Origin of the sequence: Paraburkholderia sp. Ac-20347, from assembly GCF_017104805.1 — a bacterium.
Classification (GTDB): Bacteria; Pseudomonadota; Gammaproteobacteria; order Burkholderiales; family Burkholderiaceae; genus Paraburkholderia; species Paraburkholderia tropica.
On the sequence record NZ_JAAGPN010000245.1, the window covers coordinates 1 to 11,940 of the forward strand.

The 11,940-nt window shown below is 62.6% G+C and carries 12 protein-coding genes; 3 read left to right on the forward strand and 9 right to left on the reverse strand.

Translation table 11 applies throughout. The features are described from left to right. Positions 1-763, reverse strand: a 763-nt coding sequence (locus G3N97_RS30815) for a DNA-binding protein (RefSeq protein WP_205996736.1), incomplete at its 3' end; no start/stop codon positions are given. 82 nt (positions 764-845) lie between these two features. Then, positions 846-1,604: an amino acid racemase gene (locus tag G3N97_RS40225; protein ID WP_346778146.1), complete on the reverse strand. Its 759-nt coding sequence runs from the start codon at positions 1,602-1,604 to the stop codon at positions 846-848. Between the two features lie 21 nt (positions 1,605-1,625). On the opposite strand from G3N97_RS40225, the gene G3N97_RS40230 reads away from it, so the two are divergent. Beyond that, the gene (locus tag G3N97_RS40230; RefSeq protein WP_346778147.1) at positions 1,626-1,949 is read left to right on the forward strand and encodes a hypothetical protein; all 324 of its coding nucleotides are present in this window, start codon (positions 1,626-1,628) and stop codon (positions 1,947-1,949) included. Between the two features lie 278 nt (positions 1,950-2,227). Here the strand turns inward: G3N97_RS40230 and G3N97_RS30825 are convergent, their stop codons facing one another. The 4 genes from G3N97_RS30825 to G3N97_RS30840 all read right to left on the reverse strand — a co-directional run bounded on the left by G3N97_RS30825 (position 2,228) and on the right by G3N97_RS30840 (position 5,710). After that, entirely contained in the window at positions 2,228-3,514 is a 1,287-nt protein-coding gene (locus G3N97_RS30825) for a dicarboxylate/amino acid:cation symporter (RefSeq protein ID WP_205996738.1), read from the reverse strand. Between the two features lie 132 nt (positions 3,515-3,646). Further along, positions 3,647-4,561, reverse strand: a complete 915-nt coding sequence (locus G3N97_RS30830; protein WP_205996739.1) for a LysR substrate-binding domain-containing protein — start codon at positions 4,559-4,561, stop codon at positions 3,647-3,649. 92 nt (positions 4,562-4,653) lie between these two features. Then, positions 4,654-5,148: a DUF523 domain-containing protein gene (locus tag G3N97_RS30835; RefSeq protein ID WP_205996741.1), complete on the reverse strand. Its 495-nt coding sequence runs from the start codon at positions 5,146-5,148 to the stop codon at positions 4,654-4,656. 25 nt (positions 5,149-5,173) lie between these two features. Continuing rightward, a complete protein-coding gene (locus G3N97_RS30840) occupies positions 5,174-5,710 on the reverse strand; it encodes a hypothetical protein (protein ID WP_205996742.1) in 537 nt (178 codons plus the stop codon). A 313-nt stretch (positions 5,711-6,023) separates the two neighbouring features. Here G3N97_RS30840 and G3N97_RS30845 point away from each other — a divergent pair, with 313 nt between their 5' ends. After that, a complete protein-coding gene (locus tag G3N97_RS30845; protein WP_205996744.1) occupies positions 6,024-6,620 on the forward strand; it encodes a carbonic anhydrase in 597 nt (198 codons plus the stop codon). Between the two features lie 74 nt (positions 6,621-6,694). After that, a complete protein-coding gene (locus G3N97_RS30850) occupies positions 6,695-8,251 on the forward strand; it encodes a SulP family inorganic anion transporter (protein WP_205996746.1) in 1,557 nt (518 codons plus the stop codon). Between the two features lie 45 nt (positions 8,252-8,296). Here G3N97_RS30850 and G3N97_RS30855 read toward each other — a convergent pair whose 3' ends face one another. The 3 genes from G3N97_RS30855 to G3N97_RS30865 all read right to left on the reverse strand — a co-directional run. Further along, complete coding sequence (locus G3N97_RS30855) at positions 8,297-9,943, reverse strand: fatty acid--CoA ligase (protein ID WP_205996748.1); 1,647 nt, start codon at positions 9,941-9,943, stop codon at positions 8,297-8,299. Positions 9,944-10,066: 123 nt separating this feature from the next. Further along, the gene (bktB, locus tag G3N97_RS30860) at positions 10,067-11,254 is read right to left on the reverse strand and encodes a beta-ketothiolase BktB (RefSeq protein WP_205996750.1); all 1,188 of its coding nucleotides are present in this window, start codon (positions 11,252-11,254) and stop codon (positions 10,067-10,069) included. A 45-nt stretch (positions 11,255-11,299) separates the two neighbouring features. Then, the coding region (locus G3N97_RS30865; RefSeq protein WP_205995283.1) for a 4Fe-4S dicluster domain-containing protein at positions 11,300-11,940 on the reverse strand (641 nt) is incomplete at its 5' end.

An 11,940-nucleotide genomic window follows, 5' to 3' on the forward strand; every position in this document is an offset into this window, starting at 1 on the left:
TCTCCGCGCGCGCCGCACGCTTCGCGGCGGCCTCGCTGTCACGCTGCAAACGCGCGGTGGACGTGCGCTCGCGCTCGATCTCTAGCAACGCCCGTTTCTCGGCGGCCTGGAGGCGCGTTTCGGCAAGCTCGGCGCTGGCGCGTTGTTTCTCTAGTTCGGCGGCGAAATCCGCGCGCGCCTGCACCAATGCAGTTTCACGCTCGCGATTGCCCTGCTGGAGGCGCTCGACCTCGCCTTCGAGCGCCTCGCGCGTAGCCACCGCCGCAGCCTGGGCCTGCTCCAGTTCCTGAATACGCACCTGCGCCGCCAGCAGGGCAGACGTGCGCTGCTCCAAGGCGGTTTCCGTGCGCGCGAGATCGCTCTGCAAACCGGTGACGGCAGCCCCGGCTTCCTGCCGCGCCACCTCGACCTCCTCGCGCAGCGCTTCGAGCGAAGCCTCGGCAGCCGCCGTCGCGCGCTGCCAGAGCGCCCCGATCAGTTCGCCCGCCGCGCCCTGCAGTTCCTCGGGCAAGTCCGCGTGCTCGATGCGCACGCGGCTCTTCTCGCGCAACTCCGCCCAGAACTCGGACAGCACCGCCGTCGGCGTGCCCATGCTGCCGCGGCGCACGAGCTGATAGAGCCGGTTCGCGGTCGGCGTTACGCCGATGCGGAAGAACAGCAGCGCGCACACTTCGCGATACAGCTCGCGCGTTTTGGGGAAGTTGGCTTTGAGACGTTCGATTTCCGCGGCGATGCGGACTTCGTCAGGGGTAATGTCGGACATGGCGAGCTTTGACGGCAATATTTATTGAAATATTACTACGTAAACCGTCAAACTTCTACTATTCAGCCATATTAATTTGACATTAACCGTATAATGTCGCTATCTGAGTCTTCTCCCCGCGCGCGAAGTCCACGCAACGCTTGGCGAGCACATCGGTCGGGTCGATCAGCGTCACGCGCGCGCCGCTGGGCGATTGATACGCTCCGCCGGCGAGCAGCAGCGGCAACTCGGTGCAGCCCAGAATCACCACTTCCACGCCCTCGGCGATCAGGCCATCCAGCGCGGCGGCGATATCGTCGAAGCACGGTCCGGTCGTAAAACCCGCCTTCACGCCCTGCTTGCCGTAGATCGCCGCCATCACGCGCGCCTGCAAGGCCGCACTCGGCGCCACCTCGCGCAATCCCTGCGATTCGAGCGCCTTGCGATAGACCCCGCTTTCAATCGTCCCCGAGGTGGCGAGCACGCCCACGTCGCGCAACGCCGGAAACGTCGTCCGCAGATAACGGGCCGTTTCGGTCAGCATATTGACGATGGGCACGCCCAAATGCGGCTGAATGCGTTCGACGAACGCGTGCGCCGTGTTGCACGGCATGGCGATCACGTCCGCGCCGCCCTCCTCCAGCCGCTTGCACGCGGCATAGAGCGAGAGCGTGGGATCGACGCCGTCACCGATCAGGTTTTCCGTGCGATCGGGAATTTGCGGATTCTGCTCGACCAGCATTTTGATGTGATCCTGATCGCGCGCGGCGGGCGTATTGCGCACGACCTTGTGCAGAAAATCGACCGTGGCCGCCGGACCGATGCCACCCACCACGCCCACTTTGATGGGCTGTGCGGGCACGGGATCGCCGCCTGCGATTGCATGCTGCGCGCAAACGAGATTCGCGTCGATAATCGGCACACCACGCGCTGCGCTTTCTATAGCGGCACGCGCATCATCGCCCAGGCCGTGCACGATGATTTGCGCGCCTTGCTCGATCAGACTGTTGCACGCCGCCTGAATATCGCCGCTTTCGATGCCTTGCTTACGCGGATAAACACACGTAAAAGACACCTCCGACAACCTCGCGTGCAAATCATCGGCATTCAGCAAGCCCACGCACCGCGCGTCAGGAAACGATTCCGCTATCACACGCTGCACTGCCTCGCCGCGATCGATGATCTGCACATGCGCATTCGCCCTTAATTCATCGATAAACGCCGCGCTCGCGAGAGACGGCAACAACACCGTCGTCACGCCGCATTTTTCGAATTCGCGAATCGTTTCGAATAGCCGCAATTTCCATTCGGATGAATCGACCGCTTCGTCACGCCACGGCAACTGCCGAAAAATCGCATCGAAATAGGCGGCGTCCGCGCGCGCCGATGCCAACGTCGCCAGTAGCCGGATCCTCTCCGCGCCCTCCAGCGGCGCGCGTCCGCCAATCACGCCAAACTTCCTTCCCTTCAGGCCAGCGCATTGCATCACTTCGCGTCTCCCTGCGCCTGCGGAAACAGTCCTTGCACCGATGCCTCGCGCTGCGGCTCGCGCGCGGCCTCCCACTTCGCGATCACGGCGGTCGCCACGCTGTTGCCGATCACGTTGGTCATCGTGCGGCCCATGTCGAGAATCTGATCGATGGCGAGCACCATCGCCACGCCCGCAGCAGGCAGGTGAAACATCGGCGCCACGGCGGCCACCACGACCACCGATCCGCGCGGCACACTCGCCATGCCCTTGCTGCTCAACATCAGCACGAGCAGCATGAAAATCTGCTGCGAAACTGGCATATCGACGCCGAAAGCCTGCGCGATGAAAATCGCGGCGAAGGCCTGATACATCATCGAGCCGTCCAGATTGAACGCATAGCCGAGCGGCAGCGTAAAACCCACCACTTTCTTTTCCACGCCGAATCGTTCGAGTTGCTCCGTGAGGCGCGGATACGCCGCTTCGCTGCTCGCCGTCGAAAACGCAATCATCGCGGGCTCGCGAATCGCCTTGAGCAAGGGGCCGACGCGACGGCCGAGAAACAGATAACCGATACCGACGAGCATCGCCCACAACACCAGCAAGCCCAGATAAAACGAGCCGATCAATTTGCCGTACGTGTAAAGCACGTCGAGGCCGCGCATCGTCACCGCCGATGCAATCGCGCCGAATACGCCGAACGGCGCGGCACGCATCACGTAATTCGTCACGCGCAGCATGACCGGCACCATGCCGTCGATACATTCGATCACGATAGCGACGCGCGACTGGCGTTTAAGTGCGCCGAGCGCAAGCCCGAGAAACACCGAGAACACCAGAATCTGCAGGATGTCGTTGCGCGCCATCGCATCGAGCAAGCTGGTGGGAAACGCGTGCGTCAGCACGTCCTTGACGTTGAGCGCCGCCGTGTTGAGCCCGGTATCCACTTCGCCCGCACCGGCCGTCATATGCAGCCCTGCGCCAGGTTGCAGCACGTTGGCGAGCACGAGTCCCAGCGCCAGCGAAACCAGCGACGCGCACACGAACCAACCCACCGAACGCAGCCCGATCCGTCCCACGTCCTGCCCGCTCTCCATGCCCGCCAGCCCGGAAACGAGCGTGACGAACACCAGCGGCGCAATGATCATTTTGATGAGCCGCAGAAAGATATCAGTGACGATCGAGAAATAACCGGCAATGGTTTTGGCGCTCGCGGCGTCGACGGCATGCGTATGGCAGACATAGCCTGCCGCCACGCCCAGCAGCATGCCGATGCCAATATTCAGAGTGAGGCGATTCTTCATATCCGTCCTTGAATGGCGCGCGACGAAGGCCGCGCAATCAGAACGGATGGTAGGGAGGAGAAAAAAGACGTCGATGCCAGTCTGGAATATGCGTATGCGAAACTCGCATAACGCGGCATTCCCCAGGCGCGATCAGCGCCTGTCTTGCGCGACGGCGCGCAGATGCTGCCAGAGCGTATCGATGAATTCGCTGCGATTCGAGGCGTCGCGGTACACGCGCAATTCCACGTCGAGATGCCACGCGGACGGGCCGGCCGGCACCAGTTCGCCGTCGGCCAGTTCACGCGCGATCGCGCTTTTCGGCAGCCAGCCAACGCCCTCGCCCTGCATCACGAGTTCTTTGAGCACGGCCGCCATGTCCGATTCGTAGTGCAGGCGCAAGAGCGGTTTCGTGGCCGCGCGCCCGAGCAGCAGCGCCACGCAGCGGCCGAAATAACTCGTCTCCGTATAGGCGATATGCGGCAAAGGCTGCTTCGCGGTGCCGGGCAAACGGTAAGCGGGCGCGGATCGCGCATTCGGGCGACTGGCGGGCAGCAAGGTGTCGATGCCCACGGTCACATGCTCGTATCGCGCGGGATCGAGATGCAACGGCAGCTCGGGATGGTGATACGCGAACATGAGTTCGCAATTGCCATTCACGAGCATCAAGATCGAATCATGCACATTGGTCGGCACCACGCGCGCGGGAATCTCGCCAACATGCTTCGCGAGCTGCTTGAGCCACGCGGGCAGAAAATTCAGGGCGATCGTATGACCCGCGGCGATTTGCAGGCTCTTGCCGCCAATGCGCTGCTCGGTGCGAATGATCGCGCGCGTATCGTAGAGTTTGCTGAGCACGTCGTCCGCCGCTTCGCGAAAGAGTTGCCCTGCAGGCGTTAAAACAGGTGGAAAACTGCTGCGGTCGATCAGTTCCGCGCCCACCCATTGTTCGAGCGATTGAATGCGTCGGCTGAATCCGGATTGCGTGACGTTGCGAAACTCAGCCGCGCGCGAAAAACTCTGATATTGCGCGAGCGCGACGAAGTCTTCGATCCATTTGATTTCCATGCGCAGGGCCGGCGCGCCATTCGCCGCGTGCTGTGATTGAACCGCGCCATTGTACGCCCGCGTTATCGCGGCACGATTGATGAATCGATTTGCTAGTCGAGTTGCGCAAGACGCGTCGCGAGTGCGTCGATTTCCGAATCGGCGAACACTTCAATACCGTTGGCACGCAGCAACGCCGCCGTTACGCCTTCGCCTGCGAACTGGTGTCCGCTGAATGTGCCGTCGTAAATGAAGCGGCTTCCGCATGAGGGACTGCCGTCGATCAGCAGCGCAAAACGGCAGTCGTGTTCGCGCGCGAGATCGAGCGCCGCTTGCGCGCCCGCGATAAAGAGCGCGCTTACATCGGTGCCGTGCTCGTCGATCACTTGTGCCGCGCCCGATAAAACGGCCTGCCCCGATTGCGCCCGCGCAATTTCCGCAGCCGGACGCGGCACCGAAAATCCCCCGCTCAATTCCGGACAAATGGCCACGACGCGGCCTTCACGCTGCCACGCATCGAGCGCGGCATGCGCCAGCGTTTTCGCCGATCCGTTGTAACGCACGGGACGACCCAGCAAACAGGCGCTGACCAGAATCTTGTGAGGCATACGGCATGCAATGCGCGGCGAGCGCTTATTCGAGCAACGCGCTATCCAGTTCGGCGACCGGCGCGCCAAGCGGCAATGCGTCCGTTTCGCCGTCCATCAGCGCGATGCGTGCGTAAAGATCGTGCCAATCGACGGCAAGCAGCGGCGCCGTTAAATCGCCGCGTGCGCGATAAGCGAGAAATCGCATCCAGCCGTCGAGAAACACGCCGGTACCAGGCATCAACAGGCAAGGCGGCCTCGCCATCGCCGGATATCGCACGGCGCTTTCGTCGAGCGCGGCGCGCAATGCGGGGGTATCGGCGCCCCGCGTTCCGTGATCGGAAACGAACTTTTGAACCGCTGTATCGACAATCGCCATCGGCAATTCAACATAGGCGGCGCGTACTTCGCCCAGTGTGCATTGTGTCGATTTCGACAATTCTTCAGTCAATTCATTCATGCACAGTCGTTTAAACACGACCGTTCGCGCCTGAAGCGGCAATGCGCTCAATGACGTGGCGCCGTGCCGGAGCGCCTCTCTGAACAGGGGATAACGGCTCAACCAATGATCGATTTCGGACATGCATGACTCCGGCGCGGGGCCGCGAGACGCGTGCATCATGAAAACCGCGTCTCCAGGCCTGCTGCTGCTCTCAGGTTTTTTTATTCCAAAAACTATAACGTTGCGTCTTGCATCGCACAAGTGAAAGGTTCCGCATCACCGGTATTCATGCATTCTTCATAAAACTCGCATGCGGAATTATTTTCGAATTTTTTTAGCGGAACGCCGATTTATTTTTGGAACCAAGCCATCGAAAGCAATTCGTAAACATCGATCGCCACGCCGGCCTCGCCGCATCCCCACGCGCCGGCTCATCATCCAGGAGCTTCGATCGATGAATCATCCGAAACGCTTTCTGCTTGCCAATCTCGCGTGGTCTTCGGAGGTCGCCGCGCGCGAGCCCGAATTTTTCACGCAACTCGCACAAGGCCAGCGCCCGCGCGCGCTCTGGATCGGTTGCTCGGACAGCCGCGTGCCCGCCGAGCGCATCGTGAATGCGCAGCCGGGCGAACTGTTCGTCCATCGCAACATCGCGAACCTGTTCACCGCCGACGACGCCAACGCGTCAAGCGTGGTCGAGTACGCCGTGCATGCGCTCGAAGTCGAGCACATCATCGTCTGCGGCCATCACCATTGCGGCGGCGTGCGCGCGGCGCTTTCCGCGCCGCTGGACGCGCTGCCGAACGTGAACCGGCGCATCGCCGGGCTGCGCGAACTGGCCGGGCGTCACCACGCCGAACTCGACGCCATCGCCGATCTCGATGCCCGCGTCGACCGTCTCGCCGAACTCAACGTGATCGAGCAGGTGGCGCGCCTCGAAGCCTCGCCGATCGTGCGCGCGGCGCGGCGTCCGCCGCAGATTCACGGCTGGGTGTTCGGTCTGCGCGAAGGTCGCCTGCTGCAATTGACCGAAGCCAGCGCGGCAGTCTGAGCAGACATTCCGATCGATCCTGAGCTCCAACGCCCGCTCATTCACGCCATTCACGTCACTTTAGCGGACCTCACATGCCGAACTCCCGTCACATCGACCTCGCGAGCCTGCGCAGCGATTTATTCGCGGGCATCGTCGTCTTTCTCGTCGCGCTGCCACTGTGCCTCGGCATTGCCACCGCGTCCGGCGTCGAGCCGTTCGCGGGGCTGCTCTCCGGCATCGTGGGCGGCCTCGTCGTCGCGCTGCTCAGCGGCTCGCATCTGAGCGTGAGCGGCCCCGCCGCCGGACTCGTGGTGATCGTCGTTTCCGCCATCGCCTCGCTCGGCAGCTTTTCGGCGTTTCTCGCGGCCGTGCTGATCGCGGGCGTGTTGCAGTGCGTGTTCGGCATGCTGCGCGCCGGGCAACTCGCGAGCTTCGTCCCGGTGCCGGTCATCAAAGGCATGCTCGCGTCGATCGGCCTGCTGCTGATCGTCAAGCAGGTGCCGCTCGCCGCCGGTTTGTCAGAAGGTTTGTCCACATCCGCTGCGTCGCTCGTCACGCCCTTCGGCGCGGTGCTCGTGCCCGCGCTCGCGCTGGCCGTGGTCTGCGTGATCCTGCTGTTCGTCTGGGAAACGCCGCGCGCGAAGCGATACGCACTCGTGCGCATCGTGCCGGGGCCGCTCGCGGTCGTGGCGCTGGGCATCGGCGCAACGCTCGCGCTCGACGCCCTCGCGCCCGCATTCGCCTTGCCGGGCAAGCAGCGCGTGGCGCTCGACGCGCTGCAATCGTTCGACACGCTCGCAGGCGCGCTGGCGTTTCCGGACTTCACGCAACTCGTCGATGCGGACGTCTGGCGCGTCGCGCTCACGCTCGCCGTGGTCGCCAGCCTCGAAACGCTGCTGAGTCTCGAAGCCGTCGAGCAGATGGACCCGCAACGTCGCCGCGCCTCGCCCGATCGCGAATTGAAGGCGCAAGGCGTCGGCAACATCGTGGCGGGCGCGCTCGGCGGCTTGCCGATCACCGCCGTGATCGTGCGCAGTTCCGCCAATCTGAACGCAGGCGCACGCACGCGTCTTGCGGCCTTCGTGCATGGCGCGCTGCTGCTTGCGAGCGTATTCGCGCTGACCGCCGTGCTCAACCTGATTCCGCTCGCCTGCCTCGCCGCGATTCTGATCCAGACCGGCTACAAGCTCGCCAAACCCGCACTCTTCGTCTCGATGATGCGCGAAGGCAGCGACCGCATCGTGCCGTTCGTGGCCACGATTGTGGGCGTACTCGCCACGGATCTGCTGATCGGCATTGGTATCGGCATTGCGGTGAGCATGCTGCTGGCGATGCGCGCCAATCTCGACGACACCTTCGCGCTCGCCGAGCACGACGACCATTATCTGCTGTCGTTTCGCAAAGACGCGTCGTTTCTCGCCAAGCCGATGTTGATGCGCTGCCTCGCGCGCATTCCCGACCACGCGACGGTGCTGATCGACACGGAACGCGCCGATTTCGTCGACCGCGATATCCGCGACACGCTCGAACGCTTTATCGCCGACGCGCCGCGCCGAAGCATCGCCGTGGAAAACGTGCAGTGGCCGCGCTTGAATTCGACGCCGAAAAAACGTTTGCCGTGGGCGCGTTCGCCAGGCGCGACGTCATAAAAAAAGCCGGGTATCGCTACCCGGCTTTTTTCGTGTTTAAACCGTTTATTCGAAATGCTCGCGCAGCCATTTCTTGTTCAGTTTGCCGACGCTGGTTTTCTCCAGCGCCTCGACAAACTTCACGACCTCCGGCACGGCGTATTTCGAAATCGTCCCGTTCTCGCTGAACTTGAGCACGTGCTGTTTGAGTTCATCGGCCGTGACCGGATGGTGATCGGCGCGCAGCACGACGAGCGCGGCCGGGCGCTCGCCCCACTTGTCGCTCTTGATGCCGATGACCGCCACTTCCGCGACGGACGGATGCTGCGAAATCAGACTTTCCACCTCCAGCGACGAGACCCATTCGCCGCCCGACTTGATCACGTCCTTGATGCGGTCGGTGATCTGCAAATAGCCGTCCGCGTCGATCCGCGCCACATCCTGCGTATGCAGATAACCGCCCTCCCAAAGCGTGGCCGACGCTTCCGGATTGTGCAGATAGCCTTGCGTGAGCCACGGCGCGCGCACGACCACTTCGCCGCTCGCGCTGCCGTCGTGCGGCAGATCGCGCATTTCCGTATCGACAATGCGCAGATCGACGAGCGGAATCGGCAAGCCCGTGCGGCAACGCAAACTCACTTCCTCGTCGAGCGAAAGCGGTTCCGTTTGCGGTTTCAATTGCGCGAGCGTGAGCACCGGACACGTTTCCGACATGCCATAGCCCGTGAAAATATCGATGCCGCGTTCGAGCGCCGCGCGCGCGAGACCATGCGGCAGCGCGCCGCCGCCGATCACGACTTTCCATTTGCTGAAGTCGGCGGATTTGGCCTGCGGGCAATTCAGCAGCATGTGCAGAATCGTGCCCACGCAATGCGAGAACGTCACGCCTTCATCGCGCAGCAATTCGACCAGACGGTCCGGCACGTAGCGCCCCGGATACACCTGCTTCACGCCCAGCACCGTGGCGATATACGGCATGCCCCACGCGTGCACATGGAACATCGGCGTGATCGGCATATACACGTCGCCGCGATGAAAACGCTGGCGCGATTCGGGGCTCGTCAGCGCCGCCATCACCGTGATCGTATGCAGCACCAGTTGACGATGCGAGAAATACACGCCCTTGGGCAAACCCGTCGTGCCGGTCGTATAGAACGTGGTGGCGCGCGTATTTTCGTCGAAGTCGGGGAAGTCGTAATGCGCGCTGCACGATGCGAGCAATTGCTCGTATTCGCCCGCGAATTCCAGACCGTGCGTATCGCTGACGTTGCCGTCGTCGTCGATCAGAATCAGCGTGCGGACTTTCTCCAGCTTGTCGCGAATCGCCGCGAGCACGGGCAGAAAATCTTCGTGAACGAGCAGCACTTCGGCGCCCGCGTGGTTGATCGTATAGGCGATTTCGCTTTGCGACAGACGGATATTTACCGTTTGCAGCACGGCGCCCATCATCGGCACCGCAAAATAGGCTTCCAGATAACGATGGCTATCCCAATCCATCACCGCAACCGTGGTGCCGAATTGCGTGCCCACGTTTTTCAATGCGTTCGCCAGTTTGCCCACACGCTGACCGAATTGCGCATACGTAATGCGCGTCGTGCCGCGATAGACGATTTCCTGATTCGGCGTTTGCTGCAACGGCGTGAGCAGCAAGCGTTTGATCAACAGGGGGTACGAATACGCCGATGCCATCGTTTCGCTGGAATGGTCGTGCATCGCTGTCTCCATCTTGGGATAGTTCAATTGCAGTGTTCAAAGCAGACATGCCGCAGCGCGCGCTGCGGCATGTCGATATGGCCGGTTGAGCGGGATCGACGAAAAATGCGAAATACGCCGCGTTTAAGCCGCGTTCTCGAAGATCGCCGCGATACCCTGGCCGCCGCCGATGCACATCGTCACGAGCGCATAACGGCCGCCGATGCGTTGCAGTTCGTGCAGCGCCTTCACCGTGATGAGCGCGCCGGTCGCGCCGATCGGATGGCCGAGCGAAATGCCCGAACCGTTCGGGTTCACCTTGGCGGGATCGAGGCCGAGTTCCTGCGTCACCGCGCACGCTTGCGCCGCGAATGCTTCGTTCGATTCGATCACATCGAGATCCTCGACGCGCAGGCCCGCGCGCTGCAGCGCGAGACGCGTGGCCGGCACCGGGCCGATGCCCATGTAGAGCGGCTCGACGCCCGCATGCGCGTAGGCGACGAGGCGCGCCATCGGTGCGAGACCACGCTGTTCGGCGGCTTCGCGCGACATCAACAGCACGGCGGCCGCAGCGTCGTTGATGCCCGAGGCGTTGCCCGCCGTCACCGTGCCGTTTTCCTTCGCGAACACCGGCTTGAGTTTCGTGAAGTCTTCGAGCGTGGCGTCGGTGCGCAGATGTTCGTCGGTGTTGAACACGACTTCACGGCCCTTCACGGTGCGCGTGACCGGCACGATCTGGCTCGCGAAGCGGCCTGCGGCGATCGCCTGCGCGGCGCGGCGATGCGATTCGAGCGCCAGCGCGTCCTGACGCTCGCGCGAAATCTCATAGCGTCGCGCGACGTTCTCGGCGGTCACGCCCATCGGCACCGTGTCGAACGGATCGTTGAGCGCGCCGAGCATCATGTCGATCAGACGCGCGTCGCCCATGCGTGCGCCAAAACGCGCGTCAGGCGCGATATAGGGCGCGCGGCTCATGTTTTCCGCGCCAGCGCCGATGGCCACGTCGGCGTCGCCGAGCAGAATGGTTTGGGCCGCCGAGACAATCGCCTGCAGGCCCGAGCCGCACAGACGATTGACGTTGAACGCGGGCGTCGATTCCGGAATGCCCGCGTTGATCGCGGCCACGCGCGAGAGATACAGGTCCTTCGGCTCGGTGGCGATGACGTTGCCGAACACGACGTGGCCCACGTCGTCGGCCTTCACGTTGCTGCGCGCCAGCAGTTCGCGCAGCACGATCGTTCCGAGTTCGGTCGGCGCCACGTCCTTCAGGCTGCCGCCGAACTTGCCGATTGCGGTGCGCACACCGCCCACTACGACGACTTCTTTGCTCATGTCTCTTCCTCGTTTGCTGGTCTGCGCAACAGCGCTGCGCACGCGTTACATATTCGGATAATTCGGCCCGCCGCCACCTTCCGGCGTGACCCAGACGATATTCTGCGTCGGGTCTTTGATATCGCAGGTCTTGCAGTGCACGCAGTTCTGCGCGTTGATCTGCAGACGATCGCTGCCGTCGTCGTTCTTCACGAACTCATAGACCGCCGCCGGACAGAAGCGCGCTTCCGGGCCCGCATACGTGCGCAGATTCACATCGACCGGCACCTTCGCATCTTTGAGCGTCAGATGCGCGGGCTGATTCTCTTCGTGATTCGTGTTCGAAATGAACACCGAAGAGAGTCGATCGAACGTGAGCTTGCCGTCAGGTTTCGGATACTCGATCGGCTTGCACTGCGACGCCGGACGCAGCATTTCATTGTCGCGATGCTGATGATGCAGCGTCCACGGCACATTACCGCCCATCAGCTTCTGCTCGAGCCCGACCATCAGCGTGCCGAGATACAGGCCCTTGCTCATCCACTGCTTGAAATTGCGCGCCTTGTACAGTTCCGTGTAGAGCCACGACTGCTTGAACGCTTCCGGATACGCCGTGAGTTCATCGCTCGTGCGACCGGCCTGCACCGCGTCGAACGCCGCTTCCGCAGCGAGCATGCCGGTCTTGATCGCCGCGTGACTGCCCTTGA